At 64.6% G+C, this 22,861-nt stretch carries 16 protein-coding genes; 9 read left to right on the top strand and 7 right to left on the bottom strand.

Features of this window, described 5'->3' with window-relative positions:
• Nucleotides 1-135 precede the first annotated feature (135 nt).
• Nucleotides 136-3,519 carry an FG-GAP-like repeat-containing protein gene (locus tag K7H93_RS10775; RefSeq protein WP_230783603.1) on the top strand — a complete coding sequence of 1,128 codons (3,384 nt, stop codon included), beginning with the start codon at nt 136-138 and terminating at the stop codon, nt 3,517-3,519.
• Nucleotides 3,520-3,561: 42 nt separating this feature from the next.
• Here the strand turns inward: K7H93_RS10775 and K7H93_RS10770 are convergent, their stop codons facing one another.
• From K7H93_RS10770 to acs, 6 genes are all read right to left on the bottom strand, one after another.
• Nucleotides 3,562-3,891, bottom strand: a complete 330-nt coding sequence (locus tag K7H93_RS10770; RefSeq protein WP_230783602.1) for a protein tyrosine phosphatase family protein — start codon at nt 3,889-3,891, stop codon at nt 3,562-3,564.
• A 38-nt stretch (nt 3,892-3,929) separates the two neighbouring features.
• The gene (locus K7H93_RS10765) at nt 3,930-4,685 is read right to left on the bottom strand and encodes a proteasome-type protease (protein ID WP_230783601.1); all 756 of its coding nucleotides are present in this window, start codon (nt 4,683-4,685) and stop codon (nt 3,930-3,932) included.
• A 35-nt stretch (nt 4,686-4,720) separates the two neighbouring features.
• Nucleotides 4,721-5,521 (bottom strand): transglutaminase family protein, encoded by an 801-nt coding sequence (locus tag K7H93_RS10760; RefSeq protein ID WP_230783600.1) that lies wholly within the window; start codon nt 5,519-5,521, stop codon nt 4,721-4,723.
• Nucleotides 5,518-6,465, bottom strand: a complete 948-nt coding sequence (locus K7H93_RS10755; RefSeq protein ID WP_010235037.1) for an alpha-E domain-containing protein — start codon at nt 6,463-6,465, stop codon at nt 5,518-5,520. Before K7H93_RS10755 ends, K7H93_RS10760 begins: the two co-directional genes overlap by 4 nt.
• Nucleotides 6,466-6,497: 32 nt before the next feature.
• Nucleotides 6,498-7,907, bottom strand: coding sequence for a circularly permuted type 2 ATP-grasp protein (locus K7H93_RS10750; RefSeq protein WP_420840384.1), 1,410 nt, complete (start codon nt 7,905-7,907; stop codon nt 6,498-6,500).
• A 129-nt stretch (nt 7,908-8,036) separates the two neighbouring features.
• Nucleotides 8,037-9,959 (bottom strand): acetate--CoA ligase, encoded by a 1,923-nt coding sequence (gene acs, locus K7H93_RS10745; RefSeq protein WP_230783598.1) that lies wholly within the window; start codon nt 9,957-9,959, stop codon nt 8,037-8,039.
• 230 nt (nt 9,960-10,189) lie between these two features.
• On the opposite strand from acs, the gene K7H93_RS10740 reads away from it, so the two are divergent.
• The 8 genes from K7H93_RS10740 (at nt 10,190) to K7H93_RS10705 (ending at nt 22,555) form a co-directional block, all read left to right on the top strand.
• A complete protein-coding gene (locus tag K7H93_RS10740) occupies nt 10,190-12,355 on the top strand; it encodes a S46 family peptidase (RefSeq protein ID WP_420840382.1) in 2,166 nt (721 codons plus the stop codon).
• A 220-nt stretch (nt 12,356-12,575) separates the two neighbouring features.
• A complete protein-coding gene (locus K7H93_RS10735; RefSeq protein ID WP_230783596.1) occupies nt 12,576-13,664 on the top strand; it encodes a GGDEF domain-containing protein in 1,089 nt (362 codons plus the stop codon).
• 92 nt (nt 13,665-13,756) lie between these two features.
• Nucleotides 13,757-15,229 carry a cytochrome ubiquinol oxidase subunit I gene (locus K7H93_RS10730; protein WP_230783595.1) on the top strand — a complete coding sequence of 491 codons (1,473 nt, stop codon included), beginning with the start codon at nt 13,757-13,759 and terminating at the stop codon, nt 15,227-15,229.
• On the top strand, nt 15,226-16,224 hold the full coding sequence (cydB, locus tag K7H93_RS10725) for a cytochrome d ubiquinol oxidase subunit II (protein ID WP_230783594.1): 999 nt from the start codon (nt 15,226-15,228) through the stop codon (nt 16,222-16,224). Before K7H93_RS10730 ends, cydB begins: the two co-directional genes overlap by 4 nt.
• On the top strand, nt 16,224-16,349 hold the full coding sequence (locus K7H93_RS10720) for a DUF2474 domain-containing protein (protein WP_230783593.1): 126 nt from the start codon (nt 16,224-16,226) through the stop codon (nt 16,347-16,349). Before cydB ends, K7H93_RS10720 begins: the two co-directional genes overlap by 1 nt.
• Nucleotides 16,350-16,441: 92 nt before the next feature.
• Nucleotides 16,442-17,944: an efflux transporter outer membrane subunit gene (locus K7H93_RS10715; RefSeq protein ID WP_230783592.1), complete on the top strand. Its 1,503-nt coding sequence runs from the start codon at nt 16,442-16,444 to the stop codon at nt 17,942-17,944.
• Nucleotides 17,941-19,269 carry an efflux RND transporter periplasmic adaptor subunit gene (locus K7H93_RS10710; RefSeq protein WP_230783591.1) on the top strand — a complete coding sequence of 443 codons (1,329 nt, stop codon included), beginning with the start codon at nt 17,941-17,943 and terminating at the stop codon, nt 19,267-19,269. The genes K7H93_RS10715 and K7H93_RS10710 overlap by 4 nt, the downstream gene beginning before the upstream one ends.
• A complete protein-coding gene (locus tag K7H93_RS10705; protein ID WP_230783590.1) occupies nt 19,262-22,555 on the top strand; it encodes an efflux RND transporter permease subunit in 3,294 nt (1,097 codons plus the stop codon). The genes K7H93_RS10710 and K7H93_RS10705 overlap by 8 nt, the downstream gene beginning before the upstream one ends.
• Before the next feature lie 36 nt (nt 22,556-22,591).
• Here K7H93_RS10705 and K7H93_RS10700 read toward each other — a convergent pair whose 3' ends face one another.
• Complete coding sequence (locus K7H93_RS10700) at nt 22,592-22,789, bottom strand: hypothetical protein (protein ID WP_010235015.1); 198 nt, start codon at nt 22,787-22,789, stop codon at nt 22,592-22,594.
• Nucleotides 22,790-22,861 lie beyond the last annotated feature (72 nt).

Below are 22,861 nucleotides of genomic sequence, written 5' to 3'. Positions count from 1 at the left end.
GGAACACCCTCCCCGGACTTGCCAAAAATCCTGTTCTCATGATCCGGCAGGCGTTAAACCGTTATCGGATCGTGAACGCGGTTGGCTGTAAGAAGCTTCATCCTGCGCTCCGGAGGCGAGGCGAGGGGTTCTGGGATGACCTATCGCGGACATGCGCGGATGCTTGCGCGTAACGAAGTGCGGGATGCCGAATTCGCCCGAAGCGGCGAGGTGAGCCTCGCCCCGCCTGTGTCTGCCTATCGCGGATTCGGTTACAGCCCCGTCGCCGGCGGCTGGACCGACGACACCACCTTTCCGCGCCGCATGGCCGACGTGAACGGCGATGGCCGCGCGGACATCGTCGGCTTCGGCGCTGCTGGCGTCTTCGTCGCGCTGGCCGATCCGGCCGGCGGGTTCGGCGAGACATTGCTCGCCTACAACAGCTTCGGGGCCAGCGCCGAGGCCGGTGGGTGGGCTAACAACTCCGTCTATCCGCGAATGCTTGCAGATGTGAACGGAGATGGCCGCGCTGACCTGCTCGGCTTCGGATCGGCGGGCGTCTATGTCGCACTCGGCCTCGCGCCGACGGCTGAGCAGCCGGTCCGCTTCGGCGACGTTGCGCTCGCCTATAACGGGTTCGGCGCCGCGATCGAGGCAGGCGGCTGGACCAACGAAGGCATCTATCCGCGCACCGCGGCCGATGTGAATGGCGACGGACGGGCAGATCTCGTCGGCTTCGGATCGGCAGGAGTTTACGTCTCACTCGCCCGCGAAGACGCCACCTTCGCGCAGGCGACGCTCGCCTATAATGGCTTCGGTGCAAGCGATGTTGCTGGCGGCTGGGCCTCTTCCGAGCGCTATCCGCGCGAAATGGCGGACGTGAACGGAGATGGCCGGGCGGACATCGTCGGCTTCGGTGCAAATGGCGTGTTCGTTGCGCTGGCGCAGGAGAGTGGTGGCTTCGGCCCGACCATTCTCGGCCTCGCCAGCTTCGGCTTCGCACCCGAAGGCGGCGGCTGGACCAGCAGCGATACCTATCCGCGCCGCCTCGCCGACATGAACGGCGACGGGTATGCCGACATCGTCGGCTTTGGCGGGCTCGGCGCTTACGTCGCGCTCGGCAATGGCGACGGAACCTTTGCGGATCCCACCCTCGCGCTGCGGTCCTTCGGCGCAAGCGATGCGGGCGGCGGCTGGTTTTCGAACGACCGGTTCTACCGCACGCTGGCCGATGTGAATGGAGACGGCCAGGCGGATATCGTCGGCTTCGGCGGCGACTTCACCTATGTCTCGCTCAGCGGCAATCGCGCGCCGACGATCACCAGCAGCGATGCCGTGACGCTCCTCGAAGGATCGGTGCTGGCATATACCGTTACGGCGAGCGATCCGGACAACAACACGCTGTTCTTTTCGCTGAGCGGCGAGGATGCGGAGGCATTCTCGATCGACGCCCGGACCGGCGCGGTCAGTTTCCGCCAGGCCGCCGATTTCGAGGCCCCGGCTGATGGGAACGGCGACAACACTTACGAGATCATAGTGACCGCCAGCGACGGCGTGCTTGCCAGTTCCTTCGCCGTCACGCTGTATGTCACCAATCTCAACGAGATTACCGGAACCTCTGAATTCGAGTCCTTGTACGGGACCGAAGCGGGCGACCTGATCCGCGCACTCGGAGGGGGGGACTTCATATATGGCGGTAGCGGAGACGACTTCCTCGAAGGGGGTGCAGGAAACGACACGCTCTACGGCGGAGCGGGCGATGACATCCTCTACGGAGACGCCGCCGGTTTCGACGATGGCGGTAACGACGTCCTTTTCGACGATGGGGGCGGAAATGACCGCCTCTACGGCCAGGACGGAAACGATTATATCGGTGTCAGTCGCTCCAGCCAGACGGCCAATGTCTTGTTACTCGATGGCGGAGCCGGAAACGATTCGATCGTTTTTTCCAGCACCCGCTATGTTGATACCGTCACCATCCTCGGCGGATCCGGCGATGACGAGATCATTGTCAACGCCGTCTCGCAAAGCACGGTTGACGCTGGGTCGGGAGACGACTTCGTCGTGATCAATCCGAGTGGGGGGGTGCAGACGATCACTCTCGGGACGGGGAATGATATCATCTGGCTGGAGCGCCGAGACCCGGTCGCCTCACCCGACGCAACGATTATCATCACGGATATGACTGCCAGTGAGGATCGCCTGGCTCTTGAGGAATATCTCCCCGAGTACCTGATCGGCTGGGATCCGGCGACCAACCCCTTCGCGAGCGGGCACCTGCAACTGGTCGATGTGAACGGCACCGCGACGCTCCAGATCGACCGGGACGGTGCATCCCAGAGCGCCTATAGTCCGCAGTCCGTGGTGAGCTTCACCGGCAGAACCGCCGCCACAATGACTGCGCGCGAGCTGGGTTACCCAATAAATGGCGACGCCCCGGTCGGGGAGACGTTTACCGGTACGTCCGCGCGTGAAATCCTGAGCGGCAGCAATGGAGCCGATACTCTCAGCGGTCTTGCCGGAGACGATACGATCTGGGGCCGAGCGGACGACGACCTTATCGAAGGCGGCGAAGGTGCGGACCAGCTCAACGGTGGGTTGGGCAACGACACGCTCTACGGCAATAATTTCAACGACGCTGGGCCGGATATATCGGACGATATTCTCGACGACATCGGCGGTGGGAACGACCGGCTGTTCGGCCAGCGGGGCAATGACACCCTGTTCGTCTCACGCCTGACTCAGGCCTCCAGCGTCCTCCTTCTCGATGGCGGCCAGGGCGAAGACCGGATCTTTTTCAATTCCGTGCGCTACATTGATGATGTCACGGTGGTCGGTGGGACGGGCGCCGACCAGATTTATGTCGGCGGGGTCCGGTTGGGCTTGATCGATGCTGGCGAAGGCGATGATTCCGTCAATATCAGCATATTCGGGGGCTCGCAGAGCGTGACCCTGGGGGCCGGAAGCGACGCCATCACGGTCCAGTCGCTGCTCAACACGATTGCCTACAGCCTCGGTAGCGAGGTCGTGGTGACCGATTTCACCGCGGGAGAAGACCGGCTCTCGCTCACAGGCTTCCTGAACTCGGCATCGCAGAACTTGCCGGCCGGTTCCAATCCCTTCGCCACCGGGCACCTGCAACTGGTCGCTGAGGGCGAGGACACGCTGATCCAGTACGACCGCGATGGTGCTTCGGGCGAGAACTACGCCTTTGCGACCATCTTCAGGCTGGTCGGCGTCTCACCGGACAGCCTGAGCGCGACCGAACTGGGCTACGCCCCCGATGGGTCGGGCTCCGCCGCGGTCGTATCGCAGGAGGCTGCGTACGAATATCGCTTCGACGATGGCTGGAGCGGACACGCGTACAATGATGCGGTCCGCGCGCTGGCGCAGTTCGATCGTCCGACCGGGGCTGGCGGCCCTCATATGCAGAACTTCCCCGCAGCCTTCGCGCAGCCTGCGGTAGACGGATCAGGCGACTGGCCCATGCTGCAGGTAACCCTGCCGGACGCAGGCCTTGAACATCTGCAAATGTACTGACCGCCGCGGGCCTGCGCGGTGCGCAGGCTTAGGACCTGTCGCTTAGCCTTGCGCCGCTTCGTAGAGGCGGCCCGAGCGCGCGCCGGAGCGGCAGAAGGCCAGTACCGGGCCCGGCATCTCGGCCAGTGCCTGCGCGAAATCGTCTTTGCGCGCGGCGATATCGTCCGGCCCGGCGATGGGGATATGCCGTGCCTCGATCCCAGCATCCTGCGCGGCCGCAGCAATCACGGACCAGCTTGGCTGGCCGGGTTCCTCGCCATCGGGGCGGTTGCCGATGATCGAGCGGAAGCCACGATCGGCCAGCGCGGGCAAGTCTGCCGGGTCGATCTGCCCCGCGACCCACACGTTTTCGTCGAGCTGCGTCATGTCCATTGCATTGGTCCTCTTGTCGGATCGATGGTTGCGCCGCCTCAGTCCTCGCTCGCCGCGCCGGTTTCGAATTCGAACGGCGGCAGGCGGTTGACCGCCTCGCGGAGCGACAGGCTCCATTGCTCGGAGATGCGACGGAAATAGGGATCGTTCACTTCGATCCGCTGCTGGTGGGCAAGCTTGCACGCATCGCGTTCGTAAGTCGCCAGGTCCAGTGGGAGATCGACTGCCAGGTTGGAGCGGATGGTCGAATCGAAGCTGACCATCAGCAGCCGGGTCGCATCCTCGAAGGTCATCGCAGGGTCGAAGGTGCGCACGATGATCGGGCGACCATACTTGGTCTCGCCGGTCTGGAAGAAGGGCGAGTCATCGCCCGCCTCGATGAAGTTGCCTTCCGGGTAGATCAGGAACAGGCGCGGTTCGCTGCCCGCGATCTGGCCGCCTAGGATCAGGCTCGCGCGGAACGAAGCGCTCGCCTCGGGCCCCTCGTGCCGCAGCGACGCAATCACCTCGCGCAGGGTATTGCCCACGATGGTCGCGATCTGGAACATGGACGGGGCCGACAGGATCGACGGGTCGCGTTCAGACGGCGCCTTGGTCCGCTCGTCCAGCAGGCTGACGACCGCCTGCGTGGTCGCGAGATTGCCCGCCGAAAGCAGCGTGATGATCCGCTCTCCCGGGTTTTCCCAGTGGCGCATCTTGCGCACCTGCGAGACGTCGTCGACGCCTGCATTGGTCCGCGTATCGGACATGAAGATCAGGCCGCGGTCCAGCCGCATGCCCACGCAATAGGTCATCTAGTTCGGCACTCGTCGTAGTTGTGGGGAAAGGACTATTGCTCGACCTTCAGGGTGACAAGCACGCCTTCGTCACTTCCCCCCATCCTCATGCCGTTGATCGGCGCGGCCTCGCGAAAGTCTATCCCGGTGGCAACGCGGATATAGCGCTCGTCGGGGGAATAGCCGTTGGACACATCGAAACCAACCCAGCCCAAGCCTTCGAAGTAGGCTTCCGCCCAGGCGTGGCTGGCATCCTGTTCGACCCGGTCGTTCATCATCAGGTAGCCCGAGACGTAGCGTGCAGGCAGGCCCATCAACCGGGCGGCCGAACAGAAGATATGCGCGTGGTCCTGACACACGCCGGTGCCGCCCGTGATCGCTTCTTCCGCCGTGGTGCCCGAATGGGTGTTGCCGCCTTCATAGCCGACCGTATCGAGAATCGCGGCGGACAATGCGTGCCCGGTGGAAACCTGCGCAATGTCGCAATCGCCTAGACCGGCCACCAGCTTGCGCACACCCTCGCCCGCCTGCGTCAGCGGGGAAGAGCGCTTGAAGTGCCACAGCGGCAGGAAGCCCTGGTGCTTGCCCAGAACGCCGTCACCCTCGGTGTTTTCGACCAGGCCGACGCAACGGATGGAGGTTTCGGTGCGGCCCGGCTCGATCCCGATCAGGTCGACCCGGTTGCCGTTGTGATCGTCATAGCACAGCTCGGTCGCCCCGCCCTCGACCGTGATGGTCCAGTCCAGCACCTTCTGGCCGCGGCTGTCTTTCGGCCGCATGCGGACCTGCTGCAGCCCGTAGGAGACGGGCGCGTCATAGGTGTAACGCGTTTCGTGATCGACCCGCAGCCTCATGCGCCCGGTCCGAACGAATAGTCGGTGGAAATCTGGCTCGCGAGCCGGTTGTTCGCGTCGAGGAAGCTCTCGATGAACTCGTGCAGGCCGTCGTCGAAGATGGAGTCCATCGAACGGCCCAGATAGTCGAGGTGAATGCGGTCGGCCAATTCGCAGGACTCCGTGCGGTTGTCGTAGTTCTTCGCGAGGTAGCCCAGATTGTCGCATATCTTGTTATAGCAGAACGCGAGGCTGCGCGGCATCTGTTCATGCAGGATCAGGAACTGGGCGATGTCGCGCGGATTGACCGTCGCGCCGTGGAGCCACTGATAACTGCGCAGCGCCGAGACAGAGCGCAGGATCGTCTCCCACTGTTTGATGTCGAGCGTCGAGCCGACCTGGCTGATCGAGGGCAGCAGCAGGTAGTACTTCACATCGAGGATGCGCGCGGTGTTGTCGGCGCGTTCGATGAAGGTGCCCAGCCGCACGAAATTGAATCCGTCGTTGCGCAGCATCGTGCCGGTGGTCGCGCCGCGCACCAGCGCGTTCTGCTGGCGGATCGTGGTCAGCGTGTCGGGCAGGTCCGCTTCGGGGATGGTCCCGCGCAGCAGCTTGTCGAGCGTCATCCAGCTTTCGTTGGTCGCTTCCCACACCTCGCTGGTCAGCCCGATCCGGACGCCGCGCGCATTGTCGCGCGCGGATTTGACCATCGAGATGATGCTGGAGGGATTGTCGCGGTCGCTGAGCAGGAATTCGATCACCTTGGACGAGTTTGGCTCGCCATGTCGGGCCTTGAAAGCATCCAGCTGGCCGACCGTGGTCAGCACGGACTGCCATTCCGAACGCGACGAACCTGCACGCGTCAGCGCGATCCGGAAACCTGCGTCGAGCAGACGCGCGGTCGCCTCCGCCCGCTCGAGATAGCGGAACATCCAGAACAGGCCTGATGCGGTCTTACCCAGCATCGCGCGCCTCCATCGAAAGGGTCGTCGCGCGATCAGTCATCGAGCACCCATGTATCCTTGGTCCCACCGCCCTGGCTCGAATTCACGACCAGCGATCCTTCGTTCATCGCCACGCGGGTCAGCCCGCCGGGCACGATGTCAATCGAATTGGGCGCCATCAGCACGAAGGGGCGGAAATCGACGTGGCGCGGGGCAAGGCCCTGCTCGGTAAAGATCGGCACGGTCGACAGCGCCAGCGTGGGCTGTGCGATGTAGCCTTCGGGCTGTTCCTTCAGCTTTGCGCGGAAGTCGGCGATTTCCTGCTTGCTGGCGGTCGGGCCGATCAGCATGCCGTAGCCGCCCGATCCATGGACCTCTTTCACCACCAGCTCGTCCAGCTTGTCGAGCACTTCGGCCAGCTGGTCGGGCTCCGAACAGCGCCAGGTGGGCACGTTCTTCAACAGCGGTTCTTCGCCGGTGTAGAATTTCACGATCTCGGGCATGTAGCTGTACAGCGCCTTGTCGTCGGCGATCCCCGTGCCCGGCGCATTGGCGATGGTCACACCGCCCGCGCGATACACATCGAAGATCCCCGGCACGCCGAGCATCGATTGCGGATTGAAGTTGAGCGGATCGAGATACTCGTCGTCGATCCGGCGGTAGATCACGTCGACCGGCTTGTAGCCTTGCGTGGTGCGCATCGCGACCCGCCCGTCGATCACCCTGAGGTCGGACCCCTCGATCAGTTCCGCACCCATCTGATCGGCGAGGAAGCTGTGTTCGAAATAGGCGGAGTTGAATGTTCCCGGCGTCAGCACGGCCACGGTCGGCTTGTCGAGGCAGGCGGCAGGCGCGCATGACGACAGCGAGCGGCGCAGCCAGCTAGGGTAATCGCTCACCTCGCGGATCGGGATATCCGCGAACAGCTCCGGAAACATCTGGAGCATGATCTCGCGGTTTTCGAGCATGTAGGACACGCCCGAGGGGGTCCGCGCATTGTCTTCCAGCACGTAGAATTCGTCGGGCCCGGTGCGCACGATGTCGGTGCCGATGATGTGGGTGTAGATGCCGCCGGGCGGATCGAAGCCCATCATCTTGGGCAGGAACGCGGCATTATTGGCGATCAGGCTTTCGGGCACACGTCCTGCGCGCAGGATCTCCTGCCGGTGATAGATATCGTACAGGAATGCATTGATCGCACGAACGCGCTGCTCGATCCCCTTGGAGAGCTTGCGCCATTCGTTGCCCGACAGCACGCGCGGCACGACGTCGAACGGGATCAGGCGCTCATCCGCCGCCTCTTCGCCATAGACGTTGAAGGTGATACCGATCTTGCGGAAGAAATTCTCCGCCTGCTCGGACTTTCGCAGGACCCGGTTGTCAGGTTGGGAATCGAGCCATTTGCGAAATGCCTGGTAGGCTTCCCGGGTCTCGCCCGACTTGCCCCCATCATATCCAAGCATTTCGTCGAAGCTCAATTGAGTTCCCGGCCTTCCTGTTCGGCTGTTCCGGCTTCTCTACTGGCCGTATGCCGTCGATAGTCACCCAACCAAGAGCCTGCGTCAATTGTTCCGCCGCGCGAAATCTTCACCTCATCCGGAGACGCGCCCCTCGATCAGCCGATCGACCAGCGACGGGTCTGCGAGCGTCGATGTATCGCCCAGAGAACCATAATCGTTCTCGGCGATCTTGCGCAGGATACGGCGCATGATCTTGCCCGAACGGGTCTTTGGCAAAGCATCGGTGAAATGGATCCGGTCAGGCGTGGCCACCGGGCCGATTTCCTTGCGGACCTGCTGGCGCAGTTCCTCCGCAAGCGCGTCCGAACCGTCATCGCCCGCGTTGAGCGTGACATAGCAATAGATGCCCTGCCCCTTGATGTCGTGCGGGAAGCCGACCACCGCGGCTTCCGCCACATGCGGGTGGAGCACCAGCGCGCTCTCGACTTCGGCGGTGCCCATCCGGTGGCCGGAGACGTTGATCACATCGTCGACCCGCCCGGTGATGCGGTAGTAGCCGTGCGCATCGCGTTGGCACCCATCGCCTGTAAAGTACTTGCCCTTGTAGGTGCTGAAATAGGTCTGCACGAAGCGGTCGTGATCGCCGTAGACGGTGCGCGCCTGCCCCGGCCAGCTCGCGGCAAGGCACAGATTGCCCTCCGCAACGCCTTCCAGCACGCCGCCTTCATTGTCGACCAGTTGCGGCTGCACGCCGAAGAACGGCAGGCCGGCACTGCCCGGTTTCATCGCGTGGGCGGCGGGCAGCGTGGTCAGCATGATACCGCCCGTCTCGGTCTGCCACCAGGTATCGACCACCGGCACCCGGCCCTCGCCCGGCACGTCGCGATACCAGCGCCATGCTTCGGGATTGATCGGCTCGCCCACCGAACCAAGCAGGCGCAGGCTCGAGCGGTCGTGCGCGGTGACGAAGCGGTCGCCCTCGCGCATCAGCGCGCGGATTGCGGTCGGCGCGGTGTAAAAGATCGAAACCCTGTGCTTTTCGATCACCTGCCAGAACCGCCCGTGGTCGGGATAGTTGGGCACGCCTTCGAAGATCACCTGTGTCGCGCCGTTCAGCAGCGGTCCGTAGGTGACGTAGCTGTGCCCGGTGATCCAACCGATGTCGGCGGAACACCAGAAGATGTCATCCGGCCTGTGATCGAACGCATAGTGGAAGGTTGTCGCGGTCCACACGCCGTAGCCGCCGGTGGTGTGCAGCACACCCTTAGGCTTGCCGGTCGAGCCCGAGGTATAGAGGATGAACAGCGGGTCTTCCGCATTCATCGGCTCGCACGGGCAGTCGTCTTCACTGGCAAGGTCGGCGTACCAGTGGTCGCGGCCCTGCTTCATCGCGATGTCCGCCCCGGTATGGGCGATCACCAGCACGCCCTTCACCGGAGTATCGTGTTCGTCGACAGCGGCATCGACATTGGCCTTGAGGGGGATCGGCTTGCTCCCGCGCAGGCCTTCATCGGCGGTGATCACGAACTGGCTGTCGCAATCGATGATGCGGCCGGCCAGCGCCTCGGGCGAGAATCCGCCGAACACGACCGAATGGATCGCGCCCAACCGCGCGCAGGCGAGCATCGCGACCACGCCTTCGACCACCATCGGCATGTAAAGCGTGACCCGCGCGCCCTTGGTCACGCCCATCGCCTTGAGCGCATTGGCCATGCGCACGACCTCACGATGAAGATCGGCGTAGGTCAGTGTGCGGATTTCGCCGTCGGGCTCGTCGGGCTCGAAGATGAGCGCAGTCTTGTCCGCCTTGTCGGCCAGATGCCGGTCGACTGCATTGTGACACAGGTTGAGCGCGCCGTCGGCGAACCACTTGATATCGACCGGGTCAAACGACCATTCGCCGCCTTTGGTGGGGGCATCGATCCAGTCGAGCCGCTGCGCCTGCTCAAGCCAGAACCCGTCCGGGTCGGACAGCGAGCGGGCGTAATCCGCCTCGTACTGCGCTGCGGTGCAGTTGGTCTTCGCGGTCTGCGGCGGGTCGATGAATTCGCTCACGGCGCTGGCTCTCCCAATCGTGTTTTGCCGATGGCTAACCGATCGGCACGGTTTTGGCGACCGCGCAGCGCTGCGGGGGAACGCTGATATAATGATCGGCTCCGGACCAACGCGCCATTCAGACCGACGAACGACAGTGCGCCGCCCTTGCACCACGCGGGCAAGGCCAATAGCGAGTTACCCTGTAACATCGGCGCGAGTCGCGCGCGATGAAATTTCAGGGGAAACAGATGCGTAACAAGGTGTTTTTGATGGCCGCCCTCATGGCGGGTGTCGCGGCCCAACCGCTCGCTGCCAAGGAGGGGATGTTCACCCCCGAGCAGCTGCCCGAGATCGCCGACGATCTGAAAGAGACCGGCCTCGAACTCGATCCCGAAGCGCTCACCGACCTGACCGGCTTCCCGATGGGCTCGGTCGTCAGCCTGGGCGGCTGCTCCGCCAGCTTCGTTTCGCCGCAGGGACTGGTCGTCACCAACCACCACTGCGCGCGCGGATCGGTCCAGTACAACTCGACCGCGGAGAACAACTATCTCGAAAACGGCTTCCTCGCGAAGACGATGGGCGCCGAACTGCCTGCCGCGCCCGGCTCGCGCATTTATGTCACCACCGACTTCAGCGACGTGACCCAGCGCATGCGCGAAGGCACCGACACGATGACGCCCAACGCGCGCTATGACGCGATCGACCAGCGCGCGAAGGACATCACCGCGGAATGCGAACAGGAAGCAGGCTATCGCTGCCGGGTGGCGAGCTATTACGGCGGCGACGAGTACAAGCTGATCAAGCAGCTCGAAGTGAAGGACGTGCGCCTCGTCTACGCACCGGCGGATTCGATCGGCAAGTACGGCGGCGACGTCGATAACTGGATGTGGCCGCGCCACACCGGTGACTTCTCGTTCTACCGCGCCTATGTCGCGCCCGACGGCTCCTCGGCCGAATATTCCGAAGACAACGTGCCCTACAAGGCCGAGCACTTCCTGAAGGTCTCCAAGAGCGGGCTCGACGAAGGCGATTTCGTGATGGTCGCAGGCTATCCCGGCTCGACCTCGCGCTACGCGATGCTCGCCGAAGTCGAAAACACCTTCGGCTGGGAATATCCGACCTTCCAGAAGCTGCTGACCGACTGGATCGGCACCATCGAAGCCGCCGCGCCGGAAGGATCGGATGCGCGCGTCAAATACGAAGCACGCCTTGCCGGGCTCAACAATTACGAGAAGAACCTGCGCGGCCAGATCGAAGGCGCGCGCCGCGTCGGCCTGATCGAACGTCGCCGCGAACGGGAAGCCGCGCTGGCCGACTGGATCGCCGCCGATCCCTCGCGGGCGGCCTATGGTCCGGCGATCGAAAACCTGGCCGAACTCTCGCAGGAAAGCGCCACTGCGGCGCGCACCAGCTTCTGGTACGGCAACGCCACCCGCGCGCAGCTGCTCTCGGTCGCCGAGCGGCTCTATCGCCTCGCCAAGGAGCGTGAGAAGCCCAACGCCCAGCGCGAGTCGGGCTATCAGGAACGCGACATGGCGTTCTTCCGTCAGGGCCTGCAGGCACTCGACCGCCGCTATGATCCGAGCGTCGACAAGGCCGAATGGGAGCTGTTCCTCAGCGGCTATCTCGCCCAGCCGCAGGCCGAACGCGTCGCCGTGTTCGACAACGCCCTGGGCCTGACCGGCGTCGACGATGCCAAGCAGCTCGATGCGATCCTCGACGGTTACTACGCCAACACCTCGCTCGACGAGAGCGAGACCCGGCTCGCGCTGATGGATGCCAGCGTCGCCGATCTGGAAGCGAGCGACGATCCCTTCATGAAGCTCGCCATCGCGCTCTACGATTACGAGCGCGGGCTGGAAGACCAAGCAGAGGAGCGCGCCGGTCGCGGCCTCGCCCTGCGCCCCGCCTATATGGAGGCGATCACGCAGTGGCAGTCCGAACAGGGCATGCTGCCCTATCCCGATGCCAATTCGACGCTGCGCATCACTTACGGCAACGTGATGGGCGGATCGCCCTTCGACGGGATGGAATACCTGCCCTTCACCACGCTCGAAGGGATCACCCAGAAGGACACCGGGATCGATCCGTTCAACGCTCCGGCGCGCGAACTCGCCCTGATCGAGGCGAAGGATTACGGCCAGTACGAGCTCGACTCGATCGGCTCGGTCCCGGTCAACTTCCTGTCCGACCTCGACGTGACCGGCGGCAACAGCGGCTCTGCCACCCTCAATGCCAAGGGCGAGCTGGTAGGCCTGCTGTTCGACGGCACGTTCGAAAGCGTGAATTCGGACTGGGATTTCGACCCGCGCACCACGCGGTCGATCCATGTCGACACCCGCTACATGTTGTGGGTGATGGAAAAGGTCGACGGGGCGCAGAACCTGATCGCGGAAATGGACATCGTCGACTAGACGGCGATCCACTTCGGAAGAAAAGAAAGGGCGGCCTGCGGGTCGCCCTTTTTTCACAGCAAACGCCGGTTTAGCGGCGCATAGCCGATCGCCGTTTCAATCTTTGTTAGCGATATATGGCTATCGTCCTCGTATGAGGATGGACGAGAGGACACAGGGTACCTCGCCCGATCGGCCTGAAGGACGATTGCGCGCGACGCGAGGCCCCTTACCCTGGCTGATGCGGTGGAGCCATGGGACACCCCATGCGCTGCGCCCGTTCATGTGCGGTGCTCTGCTTTCCTCGCCCGGCGCGGTAATTCTGGGCGCAGTGAATGGCCTGTTCCTGGCCACCCTCGCCCATTTTACAATCGGTGGCCCCGCCTTCGCAATCATCATCGCGATCGAAACGATCCTGCTGTTCGCCCGCTTGGTCAGCCTGAAGCGGGTGAGCGAGATCCGTTCCAAGGGCGAAACACCGGGCATTGATACACCGATCACGCTTTCGATCCTGTGGTGCGCACTGCAGGGTGCACTTTTCTTCTTCTCGATGAGAAGCGGCAATACGGCCATGATGGTCCTTGTCGCGGCCCATTGCATGGGTCTGGTCGGGCCGCTGTGCGCGCGCAACTACGCAGCCCCCCGGCTCGGCCTGCTGCTGGTCGCGCTATGCGTGGGCCCGTTTCTGGCCGGCGCGGCGAGCACGGGCGAACCGCTGATGCTGGCGCTGCTGGCGCTGCTTCCCGGCTTCCTGATCGGCTCGGTCCAGCTACTCGCGCACTATCGCAGCGCGATGCTTTCCGCCCTCAGCGCGGAGATGATCAATGCCGAACGTGCACGTCGCGATCCCTTGACCGGTCTGCTCAATCGGCATGGGCTGGAAGGGGTTATGAAAAGCCTCTCCCGCGGCGAGGTGTTCTCGCTGGTGTGTTTCGATCTGGACGGCTTCAAGCCGATCAACGACCGCTTCGGCCATGCCGCAGGCGACGATTTGCTATGCGAGGTCGCCAATCGGATGCAGTCCGCGCTTGCCGAGGGGCAGGTTCTCTCGCGGATCGGCGGAGACGAATTTCTTGTCTTACTCCCTGGACAGGGCGCCCAGGCCGCCGAAACGGTCATCCAGGCGGTACTCGCCAAGGTCTCCGGCGCGCCCTACGCGGCCGATGCAAAAAGCCTGGTCGAAATCGGCGTTACTGCGGGCTTCGCCTGTTACCCGGACGATGCCACCAACATTGCGGAGCTGCATGTTCTGGCCGACCGGGCGCTTTATGCCGCGAAGAGGGCGGGCAAGGGTATCGGCACGCGCTACGCGCCCACGCTGGCCGCGTGACGGCTCAGCAGATCGTCTCTGTTGCGCAGATCGCAACGCCCGATGACGAACCGGCGCTGGTAGCACGGCAGGCTTTTCTGTAAGTCGCGCCCATGTTCGATGCAGTCGATCCCATCATTCTGGCCCGGATCCAGTTCGCGTTCACGGTCAGCTTCCATTTCATCTTCCCGGCCTTTTCGATCGGGCTGGCGAGCTATCTTGCTGTCCTGGAAGGCCTTTGGCTGAAGACCGGCAAGACGGTCTACATGGACCTGTTCAAATACTGGCTGAAAATCTTCGCGATCGCGTTTGCGATGGGCGTCGTCAGCGGCATCGTGATGTCCTACCAGTTCGGCACCAACTGGGCGGTCTTCTCCGACAAGGCAGGGCCGGTGATCGGGCCGCTGATGGCCTACGAGGTGCTGACCGCATTCTTCCTCGAAGCGGGCTTCCTCGGCGTGATGCTGTTCGGGATGAACCGCGTGGGCAAGAAGCTGCATTACGTGGCCACGCTGATGGTCGCAGGCGGCACCTTCATCAGCGCGTTCTGGATCCTCTCGGTCAATAGCTGGATGCAGACGCCCGTCGGCTACGAGATGGGTGCCAATGGCCAGTTCCTGCCGGGCGACAGCTGGGTCGAGATCATCTTCAACCCCAGCTTCCCCTATCGCCTCGTTCACACCGTGCTGGGCGCGTACATCACCACCGCCTTCGTGGTCGGCGGCGTGGGCGCGTGGCACCTGCTGAAGGATCGGACCAACGGCCACGCCCGCAAGATGTTCTCCATGGCGATGTGGATGGCCGCGCTGGTCGTGCCGATCCAGATCTTCGCGGGCGACATGCACGGGCTCAACACGCTGGAGCATCAGCCGCAGAAGGTGATGGCGATGGAAGGCCATTACGAAAGCCACCCCGACGGCGCGCCGCTGATCCTGTTCGGAATTCCGGACAGCGACGCGCGCGAGGTGAAATATGCGGTCGAGATTCCCAAGGCCTCCAGCCTGATCCTCAAGCACGATCTGAATGCGCCGCTCGACGGGCTCGATACGATCCCGCTCGACGAGCAGCCGCCCGTGGGCATCGTCTTCTGGAGCTTCCGGGTCATGGTCGGCCTGGGCTTCGCGATGCTGGGCGTCGGCCTGTGGAGCCTGCTCGCGCGCTGGCGCGGCAAGCTCTACGAATGGCGCTGGCTGCACCGCGCCGCGCTGGTGCTGGGCCCGGCTGGCTTTGTCGCGGTGATCGCGGGGTGGATCACCACCGAGGTCGGCCGCCAGCCATACGTCATCTACAACCTGCTGCGCACCGCCGATGCGGCCAGCCCGCTGGCCGCGCCTGCGGTAGGCGCTTCGCTGATCGCCTTCGTGCTTGTCTATTTCGCGGTCTTCGGCACCGGCACCTGGTACATCATGCGCCTGATGAGCCAGCCGCCCCACGCCCGTGAAACCGGGGTCAAGCGCGGCGATACGGGCCCAATCCGTACCGCCGGGATTACGCCGGGGCCGACGCAGGATCCGGGCAATCTCAGCCCGGATTCGCTCAGTTCGATCCAGTACATCGAGCCTGAGAGTAAGGAGGACGAGCAATGATCGACCTCACGACGATCTGGGCCTTCATCATCGCCTTCGCGATCTTCGCCTATGTGGTGATGGACGGGTTCGACCTCGGCATCGGAGTGCTCTTCCCCAGCTTCGCGGTGGGCCGCGAACGCGACCGTGCGATGAACTCCATCGCGCCGGTGTGGGATGGTAACGAGACCTGGCTGGTGCTGGGCGGCGGCGGCCTGTTCGCGGCCTTCCCGCTGGCCTATGCGGTGATCCTGCCCGCGACCTATCCGTTGATCATCGCAATGCTGCTGGGCCTCGTCTTCCGCGGGGTCGCGTTCGAATATCGCTGGCGCGATTCCTCGCACCGGCGATTCTGGGATGCGGCGTTCAGCGGCGGTTCGATCGTCGCCGCGCTGTCGCAGGGGATGATCCTTGGCGCGCTGCTGCAGGGCATCGAAGTTACCGACCGCGCCTATTCGGGCAGCTGGTTCGACTGGCTGACGCCCTACACGCTGCTGACGGGTGTCGGCACGGTCGCAGGCTACGCGCTGTTGGGTGCCACATGGCTGGTATGGAAGCTGGACGGCGACGGGCAGGCCCATGCGCGCAAGCTGGGCAAGATCGCGGCGCTCGCAACCCTCGCGCTGATGGGCGCGGTCAGCCTCTACAACCTCGTCTTGCGGCCCGAATATGCCGACCGCTGGCTGAGCGCGCCTGCCATCTACTGGGTCGCGCCGATCCCGATCGCCACGCTGATCGTGGCCGGGTTCCTTTGGCACGCGCTGTCGTGCGACCGGCACTCCAAGCCCTTCTGGCTCTCGCTTGCGCTGTTCCTGTTCGGGCTCGCGGGCGTAGGCGTGACCATCTGGCCCAATGTCGTCCCGCCGGGACTGACGATCTGGGATGCCGCCGCGCCCGAACGCAGCCAGATCTTCATGCTTGTCGGCGTGGCAATCACCATGCCGCTGATCATCGCCTATACCGCTTGGGCCTACTGGGTGTTTCGCGGCAAAGTGGGCGACGAAGGCTACCACTGATGGCGGAAGGTGACGTCGATTCTCCCCTCTGGAAACGGCTCGGCTGGATGGCCGCGATCTGGGGGATGAGCGTCGCCGCGCTGGGTGCGGTGGCCTTTCTGATCCGCTGGTGGCTGATACCCTGAGGGCACGCACCGGCCACAATCGGTCGCCGATCGAAACTTAAATTCCCGGACGCACTCGCCAATCGGGAGAGCCTTGCCTATCGTCGCCGCCCATGCGCTGCGCGATCACAATTGCCCTCGCCGCCCTGGCCCTGACCGGATGCGTCAATCTTGCGCCCGACCGCGCCCAGCCGCAGGTTACCGCGCAGCTGCCCGAGGGGTTCCCCAATAACGAGAATGCGGCACCTTATCGGCCCGCCGCATGGTGGACCGCGTTCCAGGACCCGGTGCTCGACGCGCTGGTGGCCGATGCGCTGGGCGACAATCTCGACATCGCCGAAGCCTCTGCCCGGGTCGCGCAAGCCGCCGCGCAGGCGCGCGTGGCCCGCTCCGCCCTGCTGCCACGAGTCAGTGCCAGCGGCGATGCCAGCTATTCCAACACCCCGCTGAGCGGGAGCGCCTTCGGCGGCTTTCCCGGAGGGGGCGGCGGCGCTCAGAGCAGCCGGATCGAAAACGATTCCTACTCGCTCGGCCTCGGCGCCTCCTACGAGATCGACCTGTTCGGCCGCGTCCGCAACGATTACGCAGCCGCACGCGCCGATGCCCTCGCCGCCGAATATGATTATCGTACGGTCCAGCTCGCCGCCGCGGCCGAGACCATCGCGACCTATTTCGAAATCGTCGATTCGCGTCGCCAGATCGAACTGACGCTCGAAACGATCGATCTGCTGGCCGATCGCGCCGCGCGGACCGAAGAACGGTTCCGGCGCGGACTGACCCAGAGCTTCGAGCTTTATCAGGTGCAGCAGGACCAGCGAAATGTTCAGGCATCCCTGCCCCAGCGTGAAGCCGCGCTCGACGACGCTGAGGGCCGTCTTGGTGTGCTTGTGCGCGTTTATCCGCAGGCTGTGGAGGCGCGTCTCGCACGCCCGCTGACGCCTCAACTGGTGTTCGACGAGGTGCCTGCAGGCCTGCCCGCCGACCTGCTCGGCCAGCGGCCCGACGTCGCTGCGGCCTGGGCGAGGCTGGAGGCCGCGCGCGCACGCGTCGGCGCCCGCAAGGCAGAGCGCTTCCCCTCGATCACGCTGTCCGCACAGCCGGGCACGCAGGGGGGCGACATCGGCGGCGCGCTGGACGTGGCGAACAACTGGGCGGTCAACCTTGCCGCCGGGCTGACTGCGCCGATCTTCCAGGGCGGGCGGATTTCCGCCAATATCGAGGCTGCGAAAGCAACCTACGATGCGGCAGCGGCCAATTACGCGCGCACCGTGCTGACCGCCTTTCGCGAAGCGAACAGCGCGATCGAGGATTACGAAGAGAACCGCCAGCGCTATCGGCTGATCCTCGCCCAGCGCGAAGAGGCGCGGTTCTCCGCCGATCTGCAGGTCCGTCGGTTCGAGGCCGGAGTGGGCGATTATGTCAGCTATCTCGATGCGTTGCGCGCACTGTACCAAGTCGAATCCGCGCTGTCTTCGGCAGGCCGCACGGTCGCGATCTCGCGCCTTGGCATCCACCGGGCGCTGGGCGGAGACTGGGCCGCCCCATCAGCGCCCGATTGGCTCGCCCCCAACCCGGTCGAGATGGTGCCCGCCCCTCAGGAAGGACAAGAGCCATGAGCCGTCGCAAACAATTGCTGCTGGTGGCGGCCGTGCTGGTCGGGGCGATCCTGATTGCAGTGCTGATGGTGACCCTGCGGCCAGAAACGGAAGAGCAGGAGCGGGTCGAGCAGGCCCCGCTGGTAGAGACGGTCGCCTTCCAGCAGGACACAGGCCCGTTGGAAGTGCGCGGTAGCGGCACTGTGCAGGCGAGCGAAACCGTCACCGTCGGGGCCGAGGTCGGCGGGCGGCTGGTCTATGTGAACCCGGCTTTTCGCGAGGGCCGCACCGTCCCGCGCGGGGCAACGCTGTTCCGCGTGAACCCGGTCGACTACCAGAACCAGGTCCGCACCGCGCGCGCCGATGTCGCGGCGCAGGATGTCGCTGTGCTGCAGGCGCGCGAAGAACTGGAAATCGCCCGCGAGGAACTCGACCGGTTCGCGCAGCGCCAATCGACCCGCGACGTATTGCAGGCGGGGATAGACCCTGACGATTATGCCGCGCGCATCCTGCCCCCCGGCTCACTCGCGCAGCAGGCATTCTCCGGGCAACAGGCAGGTCGGGATCGCGACTCGCCCAGCCGCCTCGCCACGCGCGAACCGCAACTGCGCTCCGCTCAGGCGGCGCGGGAACGTGCCTCCGCCAATCTCGAAGCCGCCCAGCTCTCGCTCTCCCGCACCCGGATCAGCGCGCCCTTCAGCAGCCTGGTGGAGGAAGAGAACGCCGCGGTCGGCACGCTGGTGCAGCCGGGCCAGACCCTCGGCACGCTGGTCGCGACCGACGCTTTCGAGGTGCGCGTGGCACTTACCGAGGATGAGGCAGCTCTGATCCCTTCCCTGCTGCGCGCCGATGCAGGCCGCATCCCCGCCAGCGTGACCTTCGTCTATGGCGGCGTCACCTACCGATGGGATGCCTTCGTTGACCGCGCGGACCCGATCCTCGACCCGCAGACGCGCACCATCGACGCCTTTTTGAAAGTGCCCTCTCCGCTACGTAGCGGGCAGCCGGTCGATGCAGGCGAGGATGCTCCGCAGGGCCCGCCGCTGCTGCTCGGCAGTTTCGTCGAGGCGCGGATCGTGGGGGAGGTGCCGGTGCCATTCGCCCGCATCCCGATCGCCGCGCTCAGGCCCGGCAACGAGATCTGGGTGGTGCGCGAGGGGCGGCTGCGTATCCTGCCCGTACGCGTCATCCAGCGCTCCGACGAGATTGCCTACGTCACCACGCAGAGTCTTGCCGCCGGTGGCAGAATCGTGACCAGTACCCTGCGCGCGCCGACCGACGGCATGCGCGTACGGGTCGCAGGGGCAGAAAAGCAGCGCCGAGCGGGCCAGTCCGGCGGTGAGTGACACGGAAGACCATACCGGCGCGGTCGACCGATACGGCAACGAAGCGAGTGACCGGGCGCGCGACCGCTCGGGGCCTATCGCGTTTATGGCGCGCAACGGCGTTGCAGCCAACCTGCTGCTACTGGCGATGCTGGTGGCGGGCTATTTCTCCTACACCAGCATCGTGCAGGAGGTGTTTCCCGAAAGCAGCCTCGATACGATTTCCGTCTCGGTCACCTATCCCGGTGCCACGCCCGAGGAGATCGAGGAATCGATCGTCCAGAAGGTAGAGGAAGCCGTCGAGGCGATCGAGGGCGTGAAGCAGATTACCGCGACCGCAGCCGAAGGGCGCGGCACGGTCAATGTAGAGCTGGAACTGGGCGCGGACATCGCCCGCGCGCTGGACGAGGTGAAGTCCGAAGTCGATCAGATCCAGACCTTCCCCGACGAGGCGGAGGAACCCGATATTCGCGAACTCACCACCCGGCTGGTGGTGCTGCGGATCGCGCTGTTCGGCGACGTGAACGAGCGGACGCTGAAGGAAACCGCCTACCGGCTGGAAGATGCGGCCGCCGCCCTGCCGGAGATCAGCTATGTCGATACCTCGGCGGTCCGCAATTACGAGATCTATGCCGATGTTCCCCAATCGCGCCTGCGTGCGCTCGGCCTGTCGCTCCCACAGGTCGCCCAGATCGTCGGCCAGTCGAGCCTCGACACCCCGGCAGGGTCTATCGAGACGGGCCGGGAAGAGGTGCGCGTGCGCACCATCGGCCAGAACTACGACCAGCAGGACTTCGAGAATATCATTGTCCTGACCACGCAGGACGGCGCAACCCTGAGGCTGGGCGACATTGCCGATGTCGACGACAGCTTCGAGGATTCGGACCTCATCACCCGGTTCAACGACCAGCCGGTCGCCTTCGTTGACGTGTACCGAACCAGCGACGAACGCGTGCTCGATATTGCCGAGGCGGCCAAGAACCTGGTGGCCAACGAGTTCGACATGCCGCCCGGCATCTCCTACGCGATCTGGGAAGACAGCTCGGAACTGCTCGAAGACCGGCTGGACCTGTTGCTGCGCAACGCCGCGTTCGGTCTCGTCTTGGTGCTGGCCGCGCTGACCCTGTTCCTCGACCTGCGGCTGGCGATGTGGACCGCCGTGGGCATTGGCGCGACCTTCGTGGGCGCCATCTTCATTCTCGACTGGGCCGGGTCGAGCATCAACATGTTCTCCCTGTTCGGCTTCATCCTCGCGCTTGGCCTGGTGGTCGACGACGCGGTTGTCGTGGGCGAGAATGTTTATGCAGAGCGGGAGCGCGGTCGCACCGGAATGGGTGCCGCGATCGCCGGGGCACAGCGCGTGAAGGTGCCGGTGTTCTTCGCGGTCGCGACGACCATTACCGCGTTCCTGCCGCTGCTGGCGGTGGGCGGCGTGATCGGCAAGATTCTGGCCGATATCCCGCTGGTGGTGATCGCGGTACTCACGCTCTCGCTGATCGAGGCGCTCTATGTCCTGCCCCATCACCTGAGCACGCTGCCCGATCCCTCGCACAAGCCTGGCAACCCGGTCACACGCTTCTTCGCGCGGGTGCAGGCGTGGGTCGATGAGCGGTTCAAGGCCTTTGTCGAGGGCCCGCTCGACAGGACACTGCGCTTCGTGGTGGCCGCGCCCTATCTGGTCGTCGCAGGCGGAATCGCTCTTCTGATCCTCTTCGTGGCGATGCTGCCCGCGGGGATCATCAAGTTCTCCTTCTTCCCCGAGATCGAAGGGGACATCGTCACCGCCTCGCTCGAAATGCCTGCGGGCACCACGGTCGAGCGGACGGCCGAGATAACCAACCGGATCGAAGCGGCGGCCGACCGAGCGCTCGCCCGGCTCGAGTCTTCCCCATCCGGCGAAACGCAGGCGCAAACCGGGGCTGCGAGCGGCGGGCCTAATCCGAGCTTTCTCGAAGCGACCTACACGACGATCGGGCTGGCGCAGACGGGCCAGGGCCCGGGCGGACCACAGCGAACCGTACGCCCCAACCTTGCCAACGTGCAGCTCAGCCTCGTCCCCGCGGCCCAGCGCGACACATCCGCAGTGAGGATCGAAGAGGCATGGCGCGAGGAGCTGGGCGAAGTGCCCGAGGCGAAATCCCTCTCCATTTCCTCCTCGCTGCTGGGGATCGGCGAACCGGTCAACGTACAGCTGAGCCACCCGGACGATGCGGTGCTCGATCTCGCCGGCGACCGGCTGATGAACCAACTGGCAGGCGTTGCCGGCGTGTTCGACATCGAAAGCGATCAGGACGCGGGCCAGCAGGAAATCGAGCTACGCCTGAAGCCTTCGGCGCGCACGCTGGGGGTAACCTTGCAGGATGTCGCAGGGCAGGTGCGGGCGGCATTCTTCGGAGCCGAAGCGGTGCGCGTCCAGCGCGGGCGCGAGGACGTGCGGGTCTATATTCGCCTGCCCGAGGAAGAGCGCGATTCGATCGCCGATATCGAGAATTACCGGGTCCGCGTGCCCGGCGGCGAGGTCGCCCTGTCGAGCCTGGCGGAGGTATCCTTCGGCGAGGCGCCTTCGGTCATCCGGCGGGAGGACGGGCACCGGATCACTACGATTACTGCCGATGTCGATAGCGACACGATCACAGGGCAAGAGGTGGCCGACCTGCTCGACAACGAGATCATGCCCGAACTGCAGGCGGATTACCCCTCCCTACAATATGATTTTGGGGGAGAGCAGGAGGAACAGCAGGAAAGCTTCGGCGATCTTGGGCAGGCTTTCCTGCTCGCGCTGGTGGCGATCTACGCGCTGCTCGCGGTGCCCTTCCGCTCTTACATCCAGCCGCTGATCATCATGGCGGCGATCCCCTTCGGCATGATCGGGGCGCTGATCGGGCACCTGCTTCTGGGCATCCCGCTGGGAATTCTCTCGATGTTCGGGATCATCGCGCTGTCCGGCGTAATCATCAACGGCGCGCTGGTGCTTATCGACTTCCTGAACGAAAACCTCGCCAACGGCATGGAGCCGGGCGAGGCTGTTATCGACGCGGCGAAATCACGCTTCCGCCCGATAATGCTGACCGCAATCACGACGTTTCTGGGCGTGGCGCCGATCACGTTCGAGACCAGCCTGCAGGCGCAGTTCCTGATCCCGATGTCGGCCAGCTTGGGCTTTGGCGTCCTGTTCGGCACTGCGCTGCTGATCCTGCTGATCCCTGCGCTCGCGACGATCCAGATGCGCGCGGTCGCGAGGGTTCAGAGGTGGCGCGGCAGAAACCGCGATGCCGTCGATCCCGGAGGCGAACCTATGGTTCCCTAGGGGCGCAACGCAAGCGCGCTCCTAGGGATAAAAGCTCTAGCCCAGCTTGCGGCGAACCAGCATCGCGCCGGCAGCGAGACCGAAAATGATCGCGACCGGAGGTGCGGGAACGGGCGTGCCCCCACCGCTCGAGCCACCGCCATGACCGGGGTCCGAAGGCGGCGTGTCCATCGCGACAGCCGGAGCGGCCACGGCCAGAAACGCGGCACCCGCGAGGGCAGTGATCAGTTTCATTCGATACCTCCTGTTTGTCGGCAGGAGGCATGCCAGAAAGGTCCCGGCAGTCGAGCGTCGATCACGCAGGTG

This window comes from Citromicrobium bathyomarinum, from assembly GCF_021021475.1.
Classification (GTDB): domain Bacteria; phylum Pseudomonadota; class Alphaproteobacteria; order Sphingomonadales; family Sphingomonadaceae; genus Alteriqipengyuania; species Alteriqipengyuania bathyomarina.
This window is presented reverse-complemented; position numbering and strand designations above follow the sequence as displayed.